The organism is Actinokineospora diospyrosa (assembly GCF_024171925.1).
Taxonomy (GTDB): domain Bacteria; phylum Actinomycetota; class Actinomycetes; order Mycobacteriales; family Pseudonocardiaceae; genus Actinokineospora; species Actinokineospora diospyrosa.
On the sequence record NZ_JAMTCO010000003.1, the window covers coordinates 129,970 to 152,223 of the forward strand.

At 73.6% G+C, this 22,254-nt stretch carries 18 protein-coding genes; 12 read left to right on the forward strand and 6 right to left on the reverse strand.

Translation table 11 applies throughout. The features are described from left to right. Nucleotides 1–177: 177 nt before the first annotated feature. The 3 genes from LV75_RS05780 to LV75_RS05790 are packed head-to-tail and all read left to right on the forward strand — an operon-like array spanning nt 178 to nt 2,553. Nucleotides 178–450, forward strand: a complete 273-nt coding sequence (locus LV75_RS05780; protein WP_253885601.1) for a hypothetical protein — start codon at nt 178–180, stop codon at nt 448–450. Continuing rightward, a complete protein-coding gene (locus LV75_RS05785) occupies nt 447–1,691 on the forward strand; it encodes a cupin domain-containing protein (protein WP_253885602.1) in 1,245 nt (414 codons plus the stop codon). Before LV75_RS05780 ends, LV75_RS05785 begins: the two co-directional genes overlap by 4 nt. After that, nucleotides 1,681–2,553, forward strand: coding sequence for a ferredoxin family protein (locus tag LV75_RS05790; RefSeq protein ID WP_253885603.1), 873 nt, complete (start codon nt 1,681–1,683; stop codon nt 2,551–2,553). Before LV75_RS05785 ends, LV75_RS05790 begins: the two co-directional genes overlap by 11 nt. On the opposite strand, the gene LV75_RS05795 is transcribed toward LV75_RS05790, so the two are convergent. The 5 genes from LV75_RS05795 to LV75_RS05815 all read right to left on the reverse strand — a co-directional run bounded on the left by LV75_RS05795 (nt 2,547) and on the right by LV75_RS05815 (nt 8,471). Beyond that, on the reverse strand, nt 2,547–3,905 hold the full coding sequence (locus LV75_RS05795) for a DUF2867 domain-containing protein (RefSeq protein ID WP_253885604.1): 1,359 nt from the start codon (nt 3,903–3,905) through the stop codon (nt 2,547–2,549). The genes LV75_RS05790 and LV75_RS05795 overlap by 7 nt on opposite strands. Then, nucleotides 3,902–4,231 carry a hypothetical protein gene (locus LV75_RS05800; protein ID WP_253885605.1) on the reverse strand — a complete coding sequence of 110 codons (330 nt, stop codon included), beginning with the start codon at nt 4,229–4,231 and terminating at the stop codon, nt 3,902–3,904. Before LV75_RS05800 ends, LV75_RS05795 begins: the two co-directional genes overlap by 4 nt. Before the next feature lie 63 nt (nt 4,232–4,294). After that, the gene (locus LV75_RS05805) at nt 4,295–5,323 is read right to left on the reverse strand and encodes a hypothetical protein (protein ID WP_253885606.1); all 1,029 of its coding nucleotides are present in this window, start codon (nt 5,321–5,323) and stop codon (nt 4,295–4,297) included. Then, nucleotides 5,320–7,011, reverse strand: coding sequence for a dynamin family protein (locus LV75_RS05810; protein ID WP_253885607.1), 1,692 nt, complete (start codon nt 7,009–7,011; stop codon nt 5,320–5,322). The genes LV75_RS05805 and LV75_RS05810 overlap by 4 nt, the downstream gene beginning before the upstream one ends. Before the next feature lie 89 nt (nt 7,012–7,100). Next, nucleotides 7,101–8,471, reverse strand: coding sequence for an IniB N-terminal domain-containing protein (locus tag LV75_RS05815; RefSeq protein WP_253885608.1), 1,371 nt, complete (start codon nt 8,469–8,471; stop codon nt 7,101–7,103). Between the two features lie 272 nt (nt 8,472–8,743). Here LV75_RS05815 and LV75_RS05820 point away from each other — a divergent pair, with 272 nt between their 5' ends. From LV75_RS05820 to LV75_RS05860, 9 genes are all read left to right on the forward strand, one after another. Then, nucleotides 8,744–10,006: an Hsp70 family protein gene (locus LV75_RS05820; RefSeq protein WP_253885609.1), complete on the forward strand. Its 1,263-nt coding sequence runs from the start codon at nt 8,744–8,746 to the stop codon at nt 10,004–10,006. Next, a complete protein-coding gene (locus LV75_RS05825) occupies nt 10,003–12,363 on the forward strand; it encodes a LuxR C-terminal-related transcriptional regulator (protein WP_253885610.1) in 2,361 nt (786 codons plus the stop codon). Before LV75_RS05820 ends, LV75_RS05825 begins: the two co-directional genes overlap by 4 nt. An 89-nt stretch (nt 12,364–12,452) precedes the next feature. After that, the gene (locus LV75_RS05830) at nt 12,453–13,358 is read left to right on the forward strand and encodes a protein kinase family protein (RefSeq protein ID WP_253885611.1); all 906 of its coding nucleotides are present in this window, start codon (nt 12,453–12,455) and stop codon (nt 13,356–13,358) included. Between the two features lie 282 nt (nt 13,359–13,640). Then, the gene (locus tag LV75_RS05835) at nt 13,641–15,044 is read left to right on the forward strand and encodes a hypothetical protein (RefSeq protein ID WP_253885612.1); all 1,404 of its coding nucleotides are present in this window, start codon (nt 13,641–13,643) and stop codon (nt 15,042–15,044) included. Further along, nucleotides 15,044–17,335 carry a DUF4407 domain-containing protein gene (locus tag LV75_RS05840; protein ID WP_253885613.1) on the forward strand — a complete coding sequence of 764 codons (2,292 nt, stop codon included), beginning with the start codon at nt 15,044–15,046 and terminating at the stop codon, nt 17,333–17,335. Before LV75_RS05835 ends, LV75_RS05840 begins: the two co-directional genes overlap by 1 nt. A gap of 10 nt (nt 17,336–17,345) precedes the next feature. Continuing rightward, nucleotides 17,346–18,080 carry a vWA domain-containing protein gene (locus LV75_RS05845; RefSeq protein ID WP_253885614.1) on the forward strand — a complete coding sequence of 245 codons (735 nt, stop codon included), beginning with the start codon at nt 17,346–17,348 and terminating at the stop codon, nt 18,078–18,080. A 5-nt stretch (nt 18,081–18,085) separates the two neighbouring features. Then, nucleotides 18,086–19,018 (forward strand): protein phosphatase 2C domain-containing protein, encoded by a 933-nt coding sequence (locus LV75_RS05850; RefSeq protein WP_253885615.1) that lies wholly within the window; start codon nt 18,086–18,088, stop codon nt 19,016–19,018. Further along, a complete protein-coding gene (locus LV75_RS05855; RefSeq protein ID WP_253885616.1) occupies nt 19,015–19,947 on the forward strand; it encodes a serine/threonine protein kinase in 933 nt (310 codons plus the stop codon). Before LV75_RS05850 ends, LV75_RS05855 begins: the two co-directional genes overlap by 4 nt. Next, nucleotides 19,944–20,663 carry a protein DA1 gene (locus LV75_RS05860; RefSeq protein WP_253885617.1) on the forward strand — a complete coding sequence of 240 codons (720 nt, stop codon included), beginning with the start codon at nt 19,944–19,946 and terminating at the stop codon, nt 20,661–20,663. The genes LV75_RS05855 and LV75_RS05860 overlap by 4 nt, the downstream gene beginning before the upstream one ends. 433 nt (nt 20,664–21,096) lie before the next feature. On the opposite strand, the gene LV75_RS05865 is transcribed toward LV75_RS05860, so the two are convergent. Further along, complete coding sequence (locus tag LV75_RS05865; RefSeq protein WP_253885618.1) at nt 21,097–22,161, reverse strand: family 2 encapsulin nanocompartment cargo protein polyprenyl transferase; 1,065 nt, start codon at nt 22,159–22,161, stop codon at nt 21,097–21,099. Between the last annotated feature and the right edge of the window lie 93 nt (nt 22,162–22,254).

Below are 22,254 nucleotides of genomic sequence, written 5' to 3' on the forward strand. Positions count from 1 at the left end.
CGCGTCACGCCCTGAGTGGAGGTACCCAGCCCCTCAGCGGGCAAACGTGACGCTCGATGGGTGGACGACCCGCATGGTTTGACCCGATCGGGGGTACCAGAGCGGTGACTCCCACCACGAGCTGAGCCTCACGAGAGTCCGGCCCCACGGGGCCGATCCCCAGGACGAGGAGGAGCCATGTCTCTCGAAGACGACGACATCCGCAGCGGCCACACGGCCGGGTCCGACGGCGGCGCGGACGGCGGTGCCGACGGTGCGGCGGGCACCGCCGACCACGGCGCGTCCGGCGTGCCCGGCGGCCACGACGGTGGTGCCGATGGCGGTGCCGACGGAGGCGCTGACGGGGGCGCGGACGGCGGTGCCGACTCGGGTGCCGGGTCCGACCACGGTGCCGCCGACGGCGGGGGCGATGGGGGCGCGGACGGCGGTGCCGACGGCAGCGCCCGATGACAGCCGTCGTACCCCCGGCCGGGCGGTCCAGCACGGACCGCCCGGCCGTCCGGCGTTGCGTGGGTGTCGAGCCGGACGAGTTCGCCGCGCGGTACTGGGGAGCGCGGCCGCTGCTGACACCCAGCCTGCCCAAGGGCTTCGACGACCTGCTGACCCTCGACGACGTCGACGAGCTGCTGTCGCGCCGAGGTCTGCGCACCCCGTTCCTGCGGGTCGCGAAGAACGGCGCGGTCATGTCGTCCGACCAGTTCACCCGGGGCGGCGGGGTCGGCGCGGAGATCACCGACCAGGTCGCCGACGACAAGGTCGCCCGGCTGTTCGACGACGGCGCGACCGTGGTGCTGCAGGGCCTGCACCGGTTGTGGCCGCCGCTGGTCGAGTTCGCCGGGCAGCTCGGCGTCGACCTCGGCCACCCGGTCCAGATCAACGCCTACATCACGCCACCCTCCTCGCAGGGGTTCTCCGCGCACTACGACGTGCACGACGTGTTCGTCCTCCAAGTGGCGGGCCAGAAGTGCTGGCGGATCCACCCGCCGGTCCACCAGGACCCCCTGCGCAGCCAGACATGGGACCAGCACGAGGCCGCCGTGGCCGAGCGCGCGCGGGACACCCCGTTGATCGAGGAAACGCTCAACCCCGGTGACGCTCTTTATCTGCCGCGCGGCTACCTGCATTCCGCGACCGCGCTCGGCGAGGTCTCGGCGCACCTGACCGTCGGCGTGCACGTGCTCACCCGCTACACCCTGGTCGAGGCCCTCCTCGCGTTGGCGGGCCGCGACACCGACCTGCGGACCACGCTCCCGCTCGGCATCGACGCCGCCGACCCCGACCAGGTGGCGCCGCACCTGGCCGCCACGGTCGAGGCGCTGGGCCGGGTGCTGCGCGAGACCCCCGCCGCCGAGGTCGCCCGCCGGGTCCGCGACCGCGTGTGGCACGGCACCCGACCCGAGCCGCTGTCCCCGCTCGCCCAGGCCGCCGCGGTGCGTTCGGCCGCCACGGGATCGGTCGTGCGCAAGCGGACCGGGCTGCGCCACCGGCTGTGGACCGACGGCGACCGGGTGATCCTGGAGGTGCCCGGGGACGAGCTGTCGCTGCCCGCCTCCACCGGTCCGGCGCTGCGCGCGCTGCTGTCCGGTGACCCCAAGGTGGTCGGTGAACTGCCGGACATCTCGGCGGCAGATCAGGGGGTCCTCGTGCGCAGGCTGCTGCGTGAGGGGATCCTGGTCCCCTGTGACCGTTGAAGTGGAGCGCTGCGCCGAGGGGTGCCTGCGCCGGGGGGACCCGCTGGGCGCCAGCGCGCCGCCGGTTCGGCACTGGGTCCTGATCGAGCAACCGGGGCCGTGGGGGCCGGACCCGTGGCGCGAGTCGTCGCTGCCGGGCGAGGTCGTGTCCAGCATCGCCGAGCAGGCTTCCGCTGTCCACGCCCGGGTTCTGCTCATCCGCCGACCTGGTCGGGCCCAGCCGGGGCCCCGCCGCTGGGCGTTCGTCGACTCGGCCCCCGGGCGCGAACGCGTGTGGTGGCACCGGTTCGACGACCCGAGTGAGTTGGTGGACCTCGGTCTGCCGGAACCGCGAGGAATCCCGTCGACCGACCCGGTGTACCTGGTGTGCGCGCACGGCCGCCACGACCCCTGCTGCGCGATCCGCGGCAGGCCACTCGCCGCCGCACTGGCCGCTGACCGTCCACAAGAGACCTGGGAGTGCACGCACGTCGGTGGCGACCGGTTCGCGGGGAACCTGCTCGCGCTGCCGCACGGGCTCTACTACGGCCAAGTCCCACCGGAACGCGGGATCGAGGTCGCCCAGCGCTACGAGTCCGGGCTCATCGACCCGGCGCACTTCCGCGGGCGGTCGGCGTTCACCGCGCCGGTCCAGGCTGCCCAGGAGCTGGCCCGGGCGCGGTCGGGGGAGTTCGGTGTCGATTCATTCCCGCCGGTGCGGGTCCAGCGCAGCGGCCACGAACTGTGGGATGTCGAGCTCGATGGCGCCGCGTTGGCCGTGCGAGCCGTGTTCGCCCGCAGCGACAGCCCGCTGACCTGCTCGGCGACGGTGCCTGCTGCAGTGCGCCGGTTCGAACTCGTGCGGTGGCTCGACGATCACTGAGCCTGAGCGAGCGCGTGCGCCCTGGTGACCTGCTTGCGCGCCATCACCCGGAACACGACCAGGTGGATCGGGTACACCGCGCGCCAGTAGACCCAGCCCAGCAGGCCCTTCGCGCGCAACGCCCCGACCTGCTGCAGCGTCGTCCCGCTGATCCGGTAGCCGAGCCACGCCTCGCCGCAGAACCACTTCTCCGTGCGCAGGACGATGTGCCGGTCGCCGAACCCCTCGACCGTCCACCAGTCCACAGTGGAGCCGAGCTCGACCCGCCGCGGTCGGTGCAGGCCCAGCCGTTCGCCGAACAGCCTGCCGAGCACGATCCGCAGCCACCACGCCCACGCCCAGCCGTACCAGCGCAGCGAACCGCCGCACCGGCGCAGGTCGAGCCGGGCGGCCGGGGTGTCCGACGGCGGCAGGTCGACGGTGGTGGTCAGCGTGAACACGCCGTCGCGCACGCCATTGGTGAAGTCGAACGCCGCCGCCGCGATCGCGTCCCGCTGGTCGTCCAAAGTGGACCTGATGGCCGCGGCGACCGGCGTCGGCTCGATCCCGAACACCGGACTGGGCCGGGTGACCACGACATCGGTGGTGAGGCTGTCGATCAGCGACCGGCTGACCGCCCGGTCGACCGGCGTGACCAGGTTGACCCAGTGCGCGGACAGGCCGGGGGTGAGCAGCGGGACCCGTACGATCCGCCGCCGGGGCAGCCCGCGCACGGACGCGTACAGCTGCATCAGGTCGTGGTAGGTCAAGACATCCGGACCGCCGATCTCGTGCACCCCGGCGGGGACGTCCGCGTCGGCGGCGCGCACCAGGTGTGCGACCAGGTCCGCCTCGCCGATGGGTTGCACCAGGGTGTCGACCCACCGCGGGCAGATCATCACCGGCAGCCGCTCGGTGAGGTACCGCAGCATCTCGAACGAGATGCTCCCGGCGCCGATGATCACCGCCGCGCGCAGCTCCACCACCGGGACGCCCGCCTCGGCGAGGACCCGACCGACCTCCTGCCTGCTTGCCAGGTGCCGCGACAGCGGCTCCTCGCCGAGTCCACCCAGGTAGATGATCCGCCCGACCCCCGCCGCTTTGGCCGCTCGCGCGAACGAGGCGGCTGCCACCCGGTCGCGGTCGGCGAAGTCGGCTCCGGCCGCCATGCCGTGCACGAGGTAGTACGCGGTGTCGACGCCGCCCAAGGCCTCGGTCAGCGCGGCCGTGTCGTTGACGTCGACGGCGACCTTGCGCACGTGCTCGCCGTCGGGCAGCGCGTCGGCCCGCCGCCCCAGGGCCAGCACCGGTCGGTCGAGCGCGGTGATCAGCTTGCGGCCGACGTACCCGCTCGCCCCGGCGACGGCGATCATGCCGGGACGGGCAGGTGCCGGGTGAAGCCGCGCACCGCGTCGACCAGGCTGTGCGGGTCGAACCCCGGGCGGCTCACCAGGTCGCGCCAGGCGGCGTGGCGCACCGCGTCGTGGATCGTCCAGGGGTCCGCGTACGGGGTCAGCGCCGCCACCACCCGCGCGACCACCCGGGACCGGGAGCGGTCGTCGTCGAGGTCGGGTTGGTCGAGCAGCGCGGCGACGAGGTCGACGGTCACCTCGCCCGCCAGCAGCCGGTCCGCGACGCAACCGCCGACGCAGCGGTAGGTGAACGTGAGCAGACGGTCGTGCCTAGGACCCCACTGCACGCTGACAACTCCCTTGCCTACCCGGACGACCTGCGTGACGGTATCCCGGCGCCAGGGTGGCCGCTATTCGACGAAGCCGACGGCCACCAGGGCCTCGCAGGTCCGGGCGACCACCGCGGCCGCGCACCGCTGCGCGTGCGTGTGGTCGGGCGACTCGGTGAGCGCGTGCCAGCGCAGGTAGGCCTGGTAGGGCTCACCGCTGAGGGCCAGCCTGGTGGCGGGCGCCGTGCCGAGCCCGCCGAGCAGGTGCCGCGCCTCCCCGTCGCGCTCGCCGAAGGTGACCCGACCGGAGTCCAATTCCGCGAGCAGGCGCAGTTCGCGGGGTTCGTGCGCGCTGGTCAGGACCCGCTCGACCTCGGCGGCCAGCGGGTGCCCGCGCACCACCGGCAGCAGCGCGCCGAGCGCCGCGCGCGCCCGCAGGACCGCGGGGCGCGCCAGGAAGTGCGCGTCCACCGCGGCCAGCAGGTCGGGGACCCCGCTGAGCTGGATCAGCCCGGCGGGCACCGCGGCGCCCCGGCGCACCAGCTCGACCGCCGCCCGGACCCCGAACACGCCCAGCTTCGCTGGCAGCTCCGGCCCCACGTGCGCGGTGAGCCGGTCCACCGACAGCAGCGCCTCCGGCTTGCTGGCCAAAGTGGATAGTGCGGTGGCGTCCGCCCTGGTCAGCCGCAGGCCGCCGACGGCGGGCAACGCCGCCACGGCCACCACCGCCTGGCAGTGCTCGCCGACGTCGCCCCGGGCGTGCCTGGCCGCGACGGCCCGCGCCCCGTCCACCGCGCCGATCCGCCCGCCGCCCAGCTCGTCCGCCCGCGACAGCACGACGATGGTCGACACGGCGTCGCCGCCGCTCACCTCGTCCGGGCGCCGGACCAACCGCAGCCGCACGTCACCGCCGCTGCCGACGGTCTCGAACGGCGCGCCCGCCAAGGCCTCCACCAGCGTCGAGCGCCCCGAACCCGGTTCCCCGACCACCTCGACCCGCAACGGCCCGTCGAACCGCGCGGCCCACTCGGCCGCGACACCGGCGATCGGCTGGGCCTCGTGCGCGGCCCGCGCCAGCAGGTCCCACGCCGCGTCGGCGAGCGTGCTCACCGGGCGGCTTCGATGCGGGTCCGCAGCGCCAGCAGGCGTTCCAGGTCCCGGCGGACCTCGGTGAGCCTGCTCGTGCGCCGGGCCGCCTCGGCCTCCAGTTCGGTCTTGATCGTGCGCGCCGACTCGGCAGCCGCCTCGCGCAACGAGTGGGCCACCTCGATGCAGCGGTCGCGCAAGGTCCGGTGCACCACGCGGGTGGCGTCTTTGGCCTCCTTGCCGTAGCGCAGGAAGAAGTCGTCGACGTGGCGCTGCGCGGCGGTCTTCGCCACGGCTTGGCGGCGCTTGAGCCGGGCACCGCGCTCTTCGAAGACGCTGCGCGCACCGAACGCCGCGCCCGCGCCGAGGGAGATCGGGTTGATCAGCGGCAGCCCGGCCAGCGTCGTGGCCAGCCCGGACATCAGCAGACCGCTGTAGGAGCCGCGCAGGCCCACGAACACCTTCTGCGCCGGGGAGAACCGCTCGATGTTGGGCCGCCGCATGTCCTCTTGCCACCGCGCGCCCAATTCGCCCAGCAGCGCGGACCCGACCACGTCGGCGTCCGGCAGCGCCTTGCGGGCCACCCGGGCGGCGATCCACTCGAACCGCTGCACCAGCCACCCGGAGTTGACCTCCGCGACCGAGGTGAGCGAGTCGTGCATCCAGTCGGTGAACTCCGGCCACACCTTGCCCGGGTCCGCGGCGTCGAAGTAGTCGTCGACCTCGCGCAGGATCCGCCTGGTCCGCTCGCGCAGGTCGAAGTCCAGGTCCGACACCAGGTCGGCGACGTCGTCGGCCAGTTGGGTCTGCCAGCGCGCGCTCTCGCGCTGCAGCCGCTCCACCCGCCGCCCCGCCGCCTGCCACTCGGCGAGCGCCCGGGTGTCGGTCGGCGCGACCCCGGCGTCGAACTCCGCGCGCAGCGGCGTGATCAGCTGCTCCAGGGCCAGCCCGCTGGTCGCCGCCGCGGCCCTCGCCGCCACCCGGGCCGGGTCGGTCAGCACGTCGCGGCGCAGCACCCCGATCAGGTCGGCGAAGCCGGATTCCCGGTTCAGCTCGGTGTCCTCGGCCTCGACCGCGGCCGAGCGCAGCACCGAGGACACCGGGACCAGCGTCGCGCTGACCCCGACCTCGGCGAGCCTGCCCCGGTCGGCGTCGGCCACCCGGCGCCACCCGGGCACCAGGTCGATCTTGGTGAGCGCGACCAGCACGGTCGGGCACAGCCTGCTGACGTGGGTGAGCAGTTCCAGTTCCAGCGGGGTCAGCTCACCGGTGGCGTCGGTGACCACGAGCACCGCGTCCGCCTCGGCCAGCGCCGCGAGCGCCCGCGCGGTCCGCGGGCAGCCCGGCGCGCCGAAACCGGGGGAGTCGACCAGGACCAGCCCGGCGCCCAGCAGCGCGCGCGGCAGCCCGACGTCGCGGGGGGTCGTGCTGTCGGCGGCGGCCACCAGCGGCGTCGGTCTCTCCGCGTGCCGCACGACCGTGGCGACCTCGGTGGTCAGGTCGGTGCCGACCGGGCACACCTCGGCCCCGACCAGCGCGTTCACCAGGTGGCTCTTGCCCTTGCCCGGGTACCCGGTGACCACCACGCGGCGGCCCGGCTCCAGCAGTCCAGCGCGCCGGTCGAGCAGGCGGTCGACCAGGTCGTGGCGCTGGTGGGCGGCGCAGGCCCGGATGGTGTCGTCCAACAGGCCCAACCAGGGCGGTGCGGTCATCACCCTTTTGAGGATGCCGTGTTCCCCCGGATAGGTGAAGAAGGCGGGGCCCGTCCCGCGGACAGACCCCGCCTCCACCGCGGGTCGGCTCAGTGGCCGAGGTCCAGGTCACCGGTGAGGCCGCCCACGTCGAGCAGCCCGTGGTCGCCGAGGCCGCCGTCGGTCAGGCCGCCCACGGAGTGGGACACCTGGCTCGCCACGTCGGGCAGCGGGTTGGCCACCGGGAGGTCCGGCACCTCGACCGGGAGGTGCGGCAGGTGCGGCAGGTCGACCGGGAGCTCGGGCAGGTGCGGCAGGTCGGTGGGCAGGTGCGGGAGGCCGCCGGGCAGGTCGACCGGGAGGTGACCGGGCAGGCCGGGCAGACCGCCGGGCAGGTGCGGCAGGTCGGACAGCTCAGGCAGCTCGGGCAGCGCGCCGGTGTCGACCGGGAGGTGCTGCGCGGGCTCCGGCGCGGGGACCGGCTGCGGCAGCGTGGCCCGCAGGTGCTCGCTGATCTCCTCGACGTCCTCGAGCGGGGAGGCGCCGGTGAGGAAACCGCCCAGGTTCGCGGTGGCGCCGTTGAGCAGCTCGCCGCCCGCGCTGACGTAGTCGGCGACGGTGCCCGCGGCGAGGTCCGCGCCGCGCAGCGAGTCGGAGTCCAGCGAGTCGGAGTCCAGCGCGCCGGTCGGGTCCAGCTCGGGCAGGTGGAACTGGTCGGTCAGGCCAGCGGTGCTCAGCGCGCCCGCGCCTGCGGCGGAGACCTCGACCTCGGGCAGCGCGACGCCGTCGAGCAGCGCGGTCGGGTCCGAGAAGTCCACAGTGGACGCGAAGCCCGCCTCGGCCTGGAAGCCCGCCGCACCAGCGGCGACGGCCGCGCCGGAGGAGGTGGCCGCCGCGGCGACCGTGCCCAGGTCCGAGCCGGCCGCCGCGGCGAAGCGGTCTTCGGCGAACGCGACGTGGCCCTGGCTGGTGACCTGCTCGGACTCCAGCGCGTAGGCGGCGAGCAGGGAGTCGTCGCCCGCGGTGAGGTCGGCGGCGTAGCCGAGGTCGTTGGTGGCGCCCGCGGTCGCGCCGTGCAGGCCGTCGACCGCGTCGAGGGTGCTGGCGCTGGTGAACCAGTCGCTCCCGGTCTCCAGGTGACCGGCCGTGGCGGCGGGGTTGAGGCCGCCGGTCACCTCGGTCGCCGAGGTCAGCGCCTCGGTCACCGCGCGCAGGTCGGCGGCGGGGGCGTAGTCGGCGACGAACGGCAGCGCGTCCTGCAGGTCCTGCACCGAGAACTCACCCAGGCCCGCGGCGGTGAGCGAGCCGTGCGGGTCGGCGGCGAAGGCGGTGCGGGCGGCGTCGTCGGTGAGCAGCGAGAGGGCGAACTCGTGCAGGGTCTGGCCCTCGGCGGGCAGGTCGGTGCCGGTGGGGGCGGTGACCTGGGTGGGCTGAGCAGGCGCGGTGGCCTGGGTGGGCTGGCCGGAGCCGGAGCTGGACAACGGGTTCTCCTCGGGGGGACTGGGGTGTTCGGCGCCGCTCGGGGACCGGGGGCATCGACCGGAGCGGATGATCAACAACGCTAGGCCGAGTGGCGCAGGCTGCCATCGGGGATCACTCCCTGTCTCAATCCCCCACCGAAAGCCTGACGGGTATTCACCTATTAGGGGGTTAGGGAGTGTTGTGCGTACCACTCGGGGTTGCTGACGGGGGTTGGTCGCCTGGTACGAACAGGGGCACCCGTGATCACCCCGTGACCGAGAGGACCGCTCGCATGCCCCCGTCGTACCTGCTCGGCGTCGACGTCGGCCGCACCCGGTGCGCCGCCGCCGTGCGCAGGCGGGTCGGTGCCGGGTTCGACCAGCCGGACGTGGTCGCGCTCGAGGGCTCCGCGCGCTGGCTGTCCTCGGCGATCTTCCTTGGCGCGCAAGGGGATCTGCTGGTCGGCGCGGCGGCCGAGCTGGCGGCCGCGCGGCAGCCGGAGCGGTTCGCCAGGGCGCTGCTCGACCGGGTCGGCGATGACGTCCCGGTGCTGCTCGCAGGCGAGCTGTACCCGGCGGAGAACCTGGTCGCCGCGCTCGTCGGGTGGGTCGTCGACGTGGTTGCCGAGGCCGAGGGCGGCGCGCCCGAGCGCATTGCCGTCACCCACCCACCGGAGTGGGGGACATACCGGCGTGGCTTGCTGCACGACGCGTTGGCCGACGCCGGTCTGCCCGGGGTGGTGCTGCTGCCGACGGTCGTCGCCGCGGCGGAGGCGCACCACGCCGAGGTCCCGGTCGAGACCGGGACGCCGCTGGTGGTGACGCTGCTCGGCGGGCACCGCGCGGACCACGCGCTACTAATGCGTAACCCAATCGCGTTCGACGTCGTTGCACACCACGTGACCCCCCGAGCGGGCGCCGCGGTCGACGACGCCCTGTACCGCCACGTCGTGGCCGCCGTCGCGCCACCGCCGCCCTCGATCGCGGGCTCCAGCGACCTCGAGACCACCGCCGTGCTGCCCGCGCAGCCGGATTGCGCGCTGCTGAGCGCCTTCCGCACCGCGTGCGCGACGGCCAAGGAGCGCCTCTCCTCGGCGGCCGAGGTCCGCGTCCCCGTCCCGCACCTGCGCACCGATGTCACCATCACCCGCGCGGTGTTCACAGAATTGGCCGCCCCCGTGCTGTTGCCCGCCCTGGCCACCACCCGCGCGCTGCTGGGCGGGGCGCCGACCGCCGTCATCGCGGGCGGCACCGCCAAGATCCCGCTGGTCGCCCACCTCGCCCCCGGTCCCGTGCTCGACGACCCGGCCGCCGCCGCGGCCCGCGGCGCGGTACTGGCGCTGGCGCCGATCGCGCGGCCCGCGCTGCCCCCGACGGCGGTGCCGGACCCGGAGAGCGCGCCGAGCCTGATGCCGGTCCTGCGGTCCGATGTGGACGGTCTGGAGGGCGTGGCTGGCGATGTGGTCGAGGAACCGCCGCCCAGACCGCCGGTCGAGGTCGTCGCGCTGGAGCCGCCGCCGCGCCGCTTCGCGCTGGCCCGCCGGGGCGCGCGGTGATCCCCGGGCACGCCAGTCCCGACGAACTCGTGCTCGACGAGCCGACCAGCAGGCTGTGCGCCGCCATCACCGGCGGCGGGCTCACCCCGGTCCGGCTCGCCGTCATCGCTCCGGCAGGCTACGGCAAGAGCGCCCTGCTCGACCTGCTCGCCACCGCCGACGGCGCCAACCGCCGCGGCGGCTCGGGCGGCCTGCTGCTGGTCGACGACGCGCACCTGTTGTGCGACGGGGACTTCGCCGAACTCGAGGCGCACCTCGCCGACGAGTCCGCCGGGTTGGTCATCGCCGCCCGCCCGCGCCCGCGACCCCCCGGCCTCACCGCCCTGCTCGGTCGCCTGCGCGGCCAGATCGTCCTGCGCGCCTTCGACGTCAACCGCACAGCCGCGTGCCTTTCGGCGCTGGGTGCTGATCCCCGGCAAGCCGCGTTCGTGCACGCCCAGACCGGTGGCGTCCCGGGGTTGGTCCACCGGCTCGCGCCGCACCTGTGCCCGGACCACGACGTCGTGCCGCCCGCGGCGGTCGAGGAGTTCCGGCTCGACCTCGACCGGCTGACCGGCGAGCAGGTGCAAGCCCTCCTCGCGGCCGAGGTCAACGCCGACACCACGTTGCTCGCCGACCTGCTGGACAAGGCCCCGACCGCGACCGCCGCCCTGGTCGACGAGGCCCGCGCCACCGGGTTGCTCGCCGCCGACGGCACGCTGCTCCCGCTCGCCGCGACGGTGCTGCGCGCCATCGTCCCGGCCGACCAGCGCACCGCGGTGCTCGGCGGCCTGGCCCGGCTCCGGCTGGCCCGCACCGGACCGACCAGCGACTTCGCCGCCGCGCTGCTCGCCGCGGACGCCTCCGGTCCCGCCGCTGGTGCGGTCTACGCCGCCGCGGCCGCCGAGGCCGAACCCGACTTCGCCGTCCGCCTGCACCAGGCGGCGGAGAACGCGGGCCACCCCGTCGACGAGGTCGGCCGCGCCGAGGCCGAGGCCCGCGCCGGGGACCTCGACACCGCCCTGCGCCGCGCCGACGCCCTCCTGGTCGCGGGCGATCCCCGGGCCGCCCACGTCGCGGCGGCCGCCCTGGCCCACCGCGGTCAACCCACCCGCAGCGCGGAGCTCTACCACTGGGCCGGAGCGGGTGCCCTGGCCGCGATCGGGTTCGCCGCCACCGGCCGCCTCCCCGAGGCCCGCGCCGCATTGACCACTGTGGACAGTGTGGGTGGGTCAACCGAACCTCCCACGCTGTTCAGCACGGCCACCACCCTCGCCGCCCGCGGCGTCCTGGACTCCATCGCCGGTGACGCGGCTGCACTGTCCACAGTGGTCAGGGCGGCCGAGGTGCTGGAACCGGTCGGCCGCGCGGCCCTGCTCCCCGATTCCCCCGCTGCCCTCGGCGCGATCCTCGCCCTGCACACCGGCGCCACCGGCATCGCCGAACCCCTGCTGGCCCGAGCGGCGACCGCGGGCACCGGGGGCGAACTCCTGCGCGCCAGGCACGCGCTCCTCGCCGCCTGGCCCGCCCTCCTGCGCGGTGAACCGGTCGAGATCCCCACCCCGCGGACCCCGCGCGACCACCTGTTCGCCATCGGCCTGGCCGTGGGCACCGCCCGTCGAGCGGGCGACCTGGCCGCGCTCCGCCGGGTGTGGGACCAGGCGCACGAAGCCGTTGTCCGCCACGAGGTCGACCTGTTCACCCTGCTCCCGTTGTGCGAGTTCGCCTTGGCCGCACCGCGCCTCGGCGACCAGGACCGATTCGCTCCCTTCCTCCGCCGCGCCTGGACCCTCCTGGACTCCCTGGGAAACCCGCCCGCGTGGACGGCTCTCCCGCACTGGTACGCCTTCCACGCCGAACTGGCGTCCGGCAACCCCAACCCGGCTGCGCACATCGAGGCCCTCGCCGCCTGCGCGGACCCCTTCCCCAGCGCGCTCGCCGAAGCCGCCCGCTGCTGGCTGGAGGTCCTGTCCGGCACCATCACCACCCTCAAGATCGAGTCGGCCGCCCGGGCCCTGCACGCCACCGGCCTGCACTGGGACGCCGCCCGGCTCGCGGGCCAGGCCGCCACCCGCACCACCGACCGCAAGCGGATGCTCGCCCTGCTCGACTGCGCCCGAACCCTGCAGGCCGGGTCGATCCGCGAGGAATCCGCCACCCCCACCGGGACTTCACCGCTCAGCGGCCGCGAACTGCAGGTCGCTGAACTGGTTCTGGCTGGCCTCACCTACAAACAGGTCGGCGACCGCCTCTTCATCTCCTCGAAGACGGTCGAACACCACATGGCCCGCATGAGATCCCGTCTCGGCGCCACCAGCCGGGGCGACCTCCTGGCCCAACTCCGAGACCTCCTGGCCACGGCTTCCCCTGGCTCCTAGCGCCCTGATCTTGGTGGTTACGCTGCCCGCGGTCGTGTTCCTCGTGCCAAGGGGATGGTGTGAACAGCTCGGGAGCTACGCCGGAGTCCGTGGCCGAGGCCGACCTCGGCGCGCTGGGAGCACAGCTCGGCAGCGGCGGCCACACGACTCTCCACGAGTTGGTCCACTATGCGATTGCGGGCTGGAACGGGCCGCTGGTCTACAAGAAGTACCGCGGACCAGACGAAGATCCGCGACGGCTGGAGCAGATCGTTCAGCTGCGCGGGCAGTTGACCCCTGCCCGCCGCGCCGCCCTCGACCAGATCGCGGCGTGGCCGCGCCAGGTGGTCCACGACCGGGCGGGCGATGTCACCGGGGTGGTATTGCCACGCATCCCGGACGAGTACATCGCGACGATCGTGAGCCCGACCGGCAGGCAGTTGGTCACACCGCGGGAGCTCCAGTACCTGCTCATTGATCCGAGCCGGTCGAAGCGCCTCGGGTGGCCAACTCCGAACCCGCAAGAGCGGCTTTTCCTGTGTCGCGATTTCGCCGGCGCCCTGTCGCTCCTGCACGACGACCTCGACGTGGTGTTCGGCGATATCAACCACGTCAACGAGCTGTTCAGATTGCGCCCCGAAACCGGCGTCTACCTCGTCGACTGCGATGCCGTCCGCCCGCGCGGGATCGAAACCCCGCACAAACAACTCAACACCCCCGACTGGGTACCCCCGGAGGGCGGCGAACTCTGCCTGGCGACAGACCGGTACAAATTGGCTCTATTCGTCCTGCGAACCCTTGTCCCCGGCGCGGCAACTCAAACCGATCCCGCTCTGGCGGCTCGCGCGCTCGACGGGGCCGGAATGGTCCTCCTGCGCCAAGCCTTGGCCAACGACCCCGCCGTCCGCCCCACAGCGGCCGAGTGGCACCGCTACTTCACCACCCTCCTCGGCGGACACGAACCACCACCGCCAAGCCCCGAAGACGCCTTCTTCCGCCGCCCGCCAATTCGCTGACCGCGCTCAACGGTGCGTCAAGCGTCCAGAAGGGACTGACGGATCGGATGGCGAAAATCCGCGACTCGTGAGCGATGTTCAGGTGTGTCACCTTTTTGGCAGATGATTTCCGGGCGCTTTCCTGCCAGATGGCGTAACGATCGCCCGCTGTCCTCGATACCCTCGACAGTCGTGCGCGCGGCGGCCGGGAAGTGCGAGCCGCGTGGCGGTGGTCGACGTAGGTGAATGATGTCGTGTCTGGCGGACGCGGTTGTTTGCCGTACACGAAAAAGGGGATACCGGGTGACTCCGTCGGGGATGACGCCAGTGTCGGTCGCCGAGTCCGATCTCGGCACTCCGGGGCGGGAGTTGGGCAAGGGCGGCGAAGCGGCCGTGTACGAGTTGCCGCACTACACGCTCCCGGACCGGCGCGGGCCGCTGGTCTACAAGAAGTACCGCAAACCGCACGAGGACGCGCAACGGTTGCGGCGGATCGTCCGGCTGCGCGGGCAATTGGCGCCGCCGCGGCGCGCTGAGCTCGACCAGATCGCGGCGTGGCCGTGCAGGCTGGTCGAGGACGTGAACGGCGATGTCATCGGGCTCGTGCTGCCGCGCATCCCCGACGAGTACATGACGACCGTGGTGAGCCCGACCGGTACCCGGTCGACCAACCCGTGCGAGGTCCAGTACCTGTTCGTCGACCCGAGCCGGGCGAAGCGCCTCGCACTGCCCACTCCGACCGCCGACGAGCGGCTCACCCTGTGCCGGGATTTCGCTGGCGCGCTCGCGTTCCTGCACGACGAGCTCGACGTGGCGTTCGGCGACATCAACCACGCCAACGAGCTGTTCAAAGTGCACCCCAAGACCGGCGTCTACTTCATCGACTGCGACGGCGTCCGCCTGCGCGGGACCATCACCACGCACCAGCAGCTCAACACGCCCGACTGGGTCCCCCCGGAGGGGAACGCGCTCAGCCCGGAGACCGACCGCTACAAGCTGGGCCTGTTCGTGCTGCGCTGCCTCACCCCGGGCGCGTCGACCTCCGGGCGGATCGATCCCTCCGCCGCGGCCAGCGTGCTCGACCAGACCGGGTTGGACCTCCTGCGCCAAGCCGTGGACGACGTCCCCGCGGCGCGACCGACGGCGGTGCGGTGGCGCCGCTACCTCAACGCCGTGCTCGGCCAGTTCGAGGACCCGCCGCGGATCACCCGCGCCGAGGTGACCCGGCCGTTCGTGCTGCTCGGTCAACCGGTCGAGATCGCCTGGGCCGCCGACCACACCACCCGGATCGAGGTGTCGGCAGGCGGGCGCACGGTCACCGCCGACGGCGGCCTCGGCCACGGCACGGTCGCGATCGACCTGCCCGCCTCCGGCTTCGTGCAGGTGCGCGCCACCAGCACCCTCGGCGCCGACGTGGTGCAGGTCGGCCCGGTCCCGGTGATCGAGCCGCCCAAGCAGGTCACCATGCCGATCCTGATGCCGCCGGTGGTGTTCCCGCAGCTGGACCACCTCATCCCGGTGGTGGACCTGCCCGAGCCGCCCCGGCTCGCCGGGGTGCCCGCACCCGAGGTCACGGTGGCGAGCCCGCCGCCGGGCGATCCCCTGCGACTGCACGTCGCGATGGCCCCACCGATCGCCCTCGACGAGGTCATCGGCGCGGGCCCTGTCTTCTCCTTCGACCGATCCACCCCAGCGGAAGAGGCCTGATGCGCGTCGCGCTCCTGCTCGCCCGGTTGGCGGGCGCCCGTCCCCCCGTCCTGCGCAAAGCCCCCGGCGACCTGATCCGGCACGCCGCGATGGGCGGCGTCCTGCTCACCACGGCCGGACTGGCCGGGGTGTCGGCCTTCTTCGCGCTGCACTCGGCGCTGGGGCTGTCGATCGCCGCGAGCGTGGCGGCCGGTGCTGGCTGGTCGGTCATCGTGCTCAACCTGGACCGGATGCTGGTCATCGGCATGGGCTCGGTTTCCGGCGGCTGGCAGCGGTTCCTGCTCGCCCTGCCCAGGATCGCCCTCGCCCTGGTGATCGGCGCGGTCGTGTCCACCCCGCTGGTCCTGCGTATCTTCCAACCGGAGATCACCGCGGAGCTGATGAGCATGCGGGCCGAGGCGCTGGAGGAGGGCAACCGCAAGCTCGACGACGCGTTCAAGGCGATCGATGAGCTGACCAAGCAGGAGAGCGGGCTGCGGGCGGTCATCGAGGGCCGCGAACTGCCCGCCGCCTCGCAGGACGCGGACGTGATCAGGGCCCAGCAGCGCTACGACGCCGCCGAGGCCACCTACCGCAAGGCCCAGGCCGAGGCCGAGTGCGAGCTGGACGGCACCTGCGGCACCGGCAGGCCGGGCGTCGGCGACTCGCAGCGGCAGAAGCAGCGCGAGGCCGACGAGGCCAAGGCCGACCGGGACCGGGCGCTCGCCGAGCTGAACCGGACCATCGAGGAGGCCGAGCAGCGCATCCGCGACGGCCAGGCCAGCGCGGTGGAGGCGGCGAAGGCGAAGCTCCCCGGCGTCCAGCGGGACCTGCAGGTCGCCCAGGAGCGCAAGCGGATCGCCGAGACCGAGACCGCGGACGCCGAGAACGGCAACACCGGCCTGATGGCCAGGATGACCGCGCTGGACCGGCTCAGCGACAAGAACGCCGCCGCCGCGCAGGCGCAGCTGTTCCTCTTCCTGCTGTTCCTGTGCATCGAGATCCTCCCGGTGCTGGTCAAGCTGATCACCTCGGTCGGCGCCAAGTCCCTCTACGACCGCATGGTCGAGCGCGCCGACGACGACGCGGACAACGTCGACGAGCGGCAGGTCGCGAGCGAGCGGGCGGTGCGGGACATGGAGGACAAGGCCAAGACCGACCTGGCCCAGCAGCGCGTCGACGCCCAACTCGAGGTCGGCAAGCGCGCCACCGACGAACTGGTCGCCCGCCAGACCGACATCGCCCTGCGCTCGGTCACCGTCTGGGCCGAACTGGCGATGCTGCGCACCGACGAGCAGCTGCAGGAGTGGTACCAGCGCAACGTCACCCACCTCAACGGCTTCGGCCCCACCGGCCCCCGCCCCAGCTCCTCGACCGGCCTGCCCACCCGCCCCAACCCCCTAACCGGCCCACCCACCCCCGCGGCACTGCGCCCCGGCACCTCCCCAACCGCCGCCCTCCCACCCTTTGGCCCCCAAGCCGCCTTGCCCGCCTCCCCGCTCCCACCCACCGCCACCTCAACCCCCAACGGTCAGCCCGCCACCCCACCGAACCCAGCTGGCCAGGCAGCCACAACCGTCGCGATGAACGCCATCTCGCCCGCCGCCCGCCCGAACTCGAACGGCCAGGCCACGCCGCCCGCTTCGCCGACTTCGGCTGGCCAGGCGTCCGCGATGAACGCGGTCTCGCCGAACTCGAACGGCCAAGCCACTCCGCCCGCCGCCTCGCCGAACCCGGCTGGTCAGGCGACTGCGACCGCCGCGATGAACGCGGTGTCGCCGCTGGCCCCGCCCGTCGCCCTGTCCACCCCCAATGGCCAGGCCACCCCGCCCGCTTCCCCGGCCCAGACCGGGGCAGCGCCCCTTCCGTCCGGCACCGCGCCGAACCCGGCCACGTCCTGGCAGACCCCGTCGACCCCGGCGGTGGCCCCGTCGCCCGCAGCAGGCACCGCACCCAAGCCGACCGCGTACCTGCCGGACCCGAACGGCCCGCTCACCGCCGCGTCGAGCCCGGCGCCGCTGCCCAGCACCACCCCAAAGCCCACTGCACCAAAGCCCACTGCACCGAAGCCGACCGCACCGAAGCCGACCGCGCCGAAGCCGACCGCGGCGATGCCGAACATGTACGCCCCGCCGACCCCGGCGCCCACCGCCGTCCAGCCCGAGCCTGCCGCGTTCGACCCGACCGCCACCGTGCCGAACCTGACCGCGGTGTTGCCCGCGGCCGCTCGGGCGCGGCGGGGTGCGAATGGCGAGTCGACCACCCCCATGCGGCCCGTGAACGGTGCCGCCAGCCCGAAGTCCCACCCCTAGAAGGAGCGACATGGAGTCCGAACGCGGGAAACTGCTCCCGTTCTACCTGGTCGTCGACGTCTCGTACTCGATGCAGGGCAAGAAGCTCGACGCGGTCGGGCGGATCATCCCGACCATTGTGGACGCGCTCGCGAAGGCGCCCATCCTGTCCGACAAGGTGCGCTTCGCGATGATCGACTTCGCCGATGACGCCCAGGTCCGGTTGCCGTTGTGCGACCTGCTCGACGAGCACATCGTGTTGCCGTCGCTGGCTACCCGGGGTGGGACCGCGTTCGGCGCGCCGCTGCGGCTGTTGCGCACCGAGATCGAGTCCAACATCAAGCAGCTCAAGGCCGACGGGTTCGCCGTGCACCGGCCCGCGGTGTTCTTCCTCAGCGACGGCGAGCCCACCGACCCCGGTGCCTGGGAGTCCGCCTTCACCGACCTGACCTACTACGACAAGGAGAAGCGGCAGGGCTTCCCCATGTACCCCAACGTGATCCCGTTCGGCGTCGAGGGCGCGGTCCCGACGACCCTGCAGCGGATGATCCACCCGGCCACCGGGTCCAAGCCGATGCGCATGTACCTCGCCGACCACAACCAGGACCCGGCGGCGGCGATCACCACCATGGCCGAGATCCTGATCTCCAGCATCCTCAAGTCCGGCCAGAGCATGGCGATGGGCAACTCGGGCATCCTGCTTCCACCGGACGAGGACCTCCCCGGTGGGGTCAAGTCCTTCGGCGCCGATGACGACTTCGTGTGACCGGGATGTCTGCAGAGGACATGACGCAGCAGTGCGTCCCGCGCTACGTCATCGGTGAGCCCGGTCGCGCGGCGGCGCTGGTGGTGCCCCGGCCGAGCGCCGACCTGTGGGGCCGCAAGGACACCGTGCTCGACGGGTTCCAAGTGGACAGCCCGAACGGCGCCGCGCTGGCATACGTGCGGGCTGCGAGCGTGCGCGGGTTGTCGCACCGCGCGTACGCCAAGGTCCGCCAGGACGCCTACGGCGTGCGGGTCACCGGCGACGGCCGCTACCTCGTCGTCGCCGTCGCCGACGGGCTGTCCGCCGGGGCGCTGTCGCACGTCGCCGCCGACACCGCCGTCAACCGGGGGATCAGGCGGCTGAACGCGCTGCTCACCGGCGCGGACCAAGCCGCGGTCGAGTGGGCCCCGTTCTTCCGCGACCTGGCCGCCGACGTCGAGCGCGACTGCCGCGACGACCTGTTCGACCGCGGGGTCGCCGACGCCAACTCCCGGACGCTGCCCGAGATCGCCGCGACCATGGCCACGACGGTGTCGTTCGCGGTGCTCGACCTCATCCCGTTCGACAGCGGGCACCGGGTGGTCATGGGCACCGTCGGCGACACCTCCGTCTGGGTGCTCGGCGACGGCGGTTGGCAGCCCACCCAACCGGTGAAGAACGACGGCGCCGACCTGCACAGCTCCGCGACGCACGCGCTCCCACTGCCCGCCGAACCGGTGCGGGCGGCGGGGTGGGTCCGCCCCGGTGAGGCGCTGGTCGTGATGACCGACGGCGTGGGGGACCCGCTCGGCCACGGCACCGGCGAGGTCGGGGCCCGGCTCGCGCAGCTGTGGCGGACACCCCCGCACGAGCTGGAGTTCACCGCCCAGGTCGGGTTCGCCCGCAAGACCTACGACGACGACCGGACGGTCGTCGCCGTGTGGCCCGCGCGAGGATGAGCACCACGGTCTCACCGTCGTCGCTCGGGCGGCTCGGCCCGATGATCGGCAAGGGGGGCCAGGCGCAGGTCTACCTCGCCCCCGCGGTGGGGTTCCCGGACGTGCCGTCGGTCGTCTACAAGAAGTACCGCCCCGGCCACAGCCCGCCCGGCGGGCTGGACCAGCTCGTCGCCCGCAGGCTGCGGCTCGACCCGGCCACCCGCGCCCGGCTGGACAGCCTCACCGCCTGGCCGCTGCGGGTCGTCGCCGACGACGCGGGGGTGCACGGCGTCCTCGTGCGGCTCATCCCGGACTCCTTCTTCCAGGACCGGGTGCTGCCCGGCGGGGACGCCGTGCGCTCGCTGCGGGAGCTGCAGTTCCTGCTGATCGACCCGGCGCGGGCCAGCAGGCTGGGCATGCCCGCGCCGACCACGGCGCAGCGGGCGCTGGTGTGCCGCGACTTCGCCGCCGCGGTGCACCTGCTGCACAAGCTGGACATCGTCATCGGCGACATCAACCCGACCAACGCGGTGTTCCGGCTCGACCAGCGGCCGACCGCGATGCTGGTCGACTGCGACGCGGTGCGGGTGCGCGGCTCGGCGGCCGTGGTCGCCCAGCTCGACATGCCCGACTGGGAGGCACCGGAGCGGCTGCCCAGCCAGGCGACCGACCTGTACAAGCTCGGCCTGGTCGTGCTGCGCTGCCTCGCCCCCGGCGCGGGCGGGTCGGTCTCGCGCGACCTCAGCAGGGCGGCGGATGTGCTGGACCGCGAGGGGCGCGGCCTGCTCGCCGCCGCGCTGGGCCGCGACGCGGCAGCGCGGCCCTCCGCCCAGACCTGGGGCCGCTATTTTGACCGGGTCCTGGCCGGGGTCTCCGCGCCCGTGCCGGGGTCGACCACCTCGGCGTGGCGGCGTGGACCCGGCGGAACGTGGATCGAGGTGGCCAGGTGACGCTTGCCTGCACGGTGTGCGGTGGTGAGCCGTTAGGCACGTACGAGTTGTCCATGCACGAGGAGGCGACCTGCGCGTCCCACCCGGTCGCGGCCCGGTGCACCCTCTGCGGCAGGCCGGCGCCCGACCCGCGCGCGCCCGGGTGGAGCAGGTGGGGAGCCGCCGCGCGGTGCCCGCGCTGCGCACTCGGCGCGATCGAGACCCAAGAGGACGCCCGCGGCCAGATCCCCGAGGTCCGCGCCGCCATGGCCGCACTCGGCATCGAGCTGACCCGCCGCGTGCGGGTCACCCTCGCGGGCCACGGACCGCTGTCAGTGGAGACCACCGGCCGTGACGGCGTCCTCGGCATCACCCACCAGCAGTGGGGCCCCGCGGGCTACGCCGCGGTGTCCATCGAGATCGCGGCGGGCCTGACCCCCATCCACTTCGGCGCGACCCTGGCCCACGAACTCGGCCACGCCTGGCTCGCCGAGCGCAAGTCGGGCCCGCTCCCGCTGCCGCTGGAGGAAGGCGTGTGCGAGGTGTTCGCGGGCGCCTGGCTGAAGAAACAAGGCACCCCCATGGCCACCCGCCTACGAGCCTCCATGGAAGCCAACCGCGACCCCATCTACGGCGACGGCTACCGCATGGTCCGCGCCGCGATCCTGCACACCGGCATAGAGTCAGTCCTGACCAGCGTCATCAAAACCGGCGCCCTCCCCCGCCCCGGCGGCTGAAGGCATCCGCTGGCCCGTTGGTGCCTCGGCCGCCCATCCGCGCGAAGCGCGACATTGTCGTTGAGCTGACCTCCAACAACACCAACCCACTAACTCTGCTCGATGCGGTGGATTTGTTTTGCGCGGGGGGACAACACCCGTAGCCTCGTTCGGCGGCTGCTGGGCCGTCCCTTGGCCCCCAGCTTTGAGCCCAGCACGGGTGTTGTAGGGGCCCCGCGCAAAACAAATCCACCGCATCGAGCACCCCCACCCGAAACCACGTCAAGCGGGCCTCTCAAGCCCCACCCACCCAGCCGCACCTAACTTGTGGAGCCCACCCAACCGGCACCTGAAACAGTCCCCGCTCAACCGCACTTCAAGCAGGCCCCGCACACCTCACCCCAACCGCACGTCAAGTCAGCCCCCAGGCAAGACCCGCGTCGACCACACTCCCTCAGTGATCACGCAAGATGATCAAGTCCGCGATGGCCCGCAGCTCCGCCTCCGCGCGTTCCCCCGGCAACGCCGCCGCCAGGTGGTCCACCGCGTCCCCCAACAGCTCACCCGCGCGCGTCCTGGCCCAAGCCCGGCCCCCCGCCGACTCGACCAGGTCTGCGGCGCGCACCAGCTCCGCGGCCGTCAGCGCCTCGGTCCCCGCGTACAGCTCCCGCAACTCCCGCGCCGCCGGGGTGTCCGTGGTCAGCGCGGCCACCACCGGCAGCGACTTCTTGCGGTTCTCCAGGTCCGAGTACACCGGCTTCCCGGTGGCCGTCGGGTTTCCCCAGATCCCCAGCAGGTCGTCCACCAACTGGAACGCCACCCCCAGCCGCTCCCCGAACGACCGGAACTGGTCCACCTGACTCGGCGCCGCGCCCCCCAAGAGCGCACCGAGCGTCGTGGAGCAGGCCAGCAGTGCCCCGGTCTTGCCCTCGGCCATCCGCAGGCACTCCGCCAGCGTCACGTCCGCGCGCTGCTCGAAAGCCAGGTCCGCGGCCTGCCCCTCCTGCACCGCGAGGACACCGGCGGACAGCACGCGGGCGGCGGGCTGTGCGCGCGGGTGGTCGCTCGCGGCCAGCACGTCGAAGGCGAGGGTCAGCAGGGCGTCGCCTGCGAGGATCGCGGGGCCCAGACCGAAGACCGTCCACGCGGTCGGGCGGTGGCGGCGGGTGCGGTCACCGTCCATCACGTCGTCGTGCAGGAGGGTGAAGTTGTGCACCAGTTCGACGGCGACGGCCGCGGGCAGGGCCTCGGTGGGTGACCCGCCAACGGCCTCGGCGGCGGTCAGGACCAGGGCGGGGCGGATCGCCTTGCCCGCGTCGGCCTCGGTCGGCCTGCCGAGCTCGTCCCACCAGCCGAAGTGGTAGCCGGAGATGTGCCGCATCGCCTCGGGCAGCGAGTCCACCGCGGCGCGCAGGGCCGGGGCCAGCACGGCGCGGCTGTGCGACAGGACCTCCCTGGCCGACCGGTGACCGGCGGGGCGGCGGGTGCCTGGGACGTGGACGGTGGGGTTGGTGGACACGGGCCGGTCCTCGATTCAACGGGAGGGGACGGGCGGTCGTGCCCGCGGGGGAGCAAGCGGTGGCCCGCGCGCGGAGCACGGGCCACCGGGTTC